This is a genomic window from Methylobacterium sp. E-041, from assembly GCF_022829665.1.
Lineage (GTDB): Bacteria > Pseudomonadota > Alphaproteobacteria > Rhizobiales > Beijerinckiaceae > Methylobacterium.
In genome coordinates this window covers 1-586 of record NZ_JAKSYQ010000272.1, presented here as the reverse complement: position 1 = coordinate 586, position 586 = coordinate 1, and the positions used below count along the sequence as shown (strand labels likewise).

The following is a 586-nucleotide window of genomic DNA, read 5'->3' as shown; positions in this document are numbered from 1 at the left end:
GATGCCTACTTCACCGGGATGCGCGCCGGCTACGCCCGCTCGCGCGACCGGCTCGCCGGCGGCCTCGCCGATCTCGGCTTCACGGTGCTGCCGGCGCAGGCGACGTGGTTCCTCAACCTCGACATCGCCGATCTCGGCCACGCCGACGACGTCGCCTTCTGCGAGGCGCTGGTGCGCGAGCATCGCGTCGCGGCGATTCCCGTGAGCGCGTTCTACCCGGACCGGGCCGTGCGCACGCTCGTGCGGCTCTGCTTCGCCAAGGCCGACGCGACGCTGGATGCGGCGCTGGACCGGCTCTCGGGCGTCCGGCGGGCGGCATCGTGAGCGGGTTTCGGTTTTGGGATGAAACGCCCATCCCCTCTCCCCGCACGCGGGGAGAGGCCCGGCCGCACCCCGTCGTGCGGCCGGGAAGCGCAGCCGAAGCGGCGGTGAGGGGGCGGTGCCGTGGGAGGCTCGCCGGTCGAAGCCCCCTCACCGTCGGCTGCCGCCTCGCCGCGACGACGACGGGGTCGTCGCGGCCCTCTCCCCGCGTGCGGGGAGAGGGGATGCGCGAAACGGTCGGCGGCAAGGCGGGCACGAGCCCGCG

The 586-nt window shown here is 74.9% G+C and carries 1 protein-coding gene; it reads left to right on the top strand.

Going from position 1 to position 586, the window contains the following annotated elements; all coding sequences use genetic code 11:
• A partial coding sequence (locus MKK70_RS24505; RefSeq protein ID WP_243950480.1) for an aminotransferase class I/II-fold pyridoxal phosphate-dependent enzyme occupies positions 1–324 on the top strand: 324 nt, incomplete at its 5' end.
• Between the last annotated feature and the right edge of the window lie 262 nt (positions 325–586).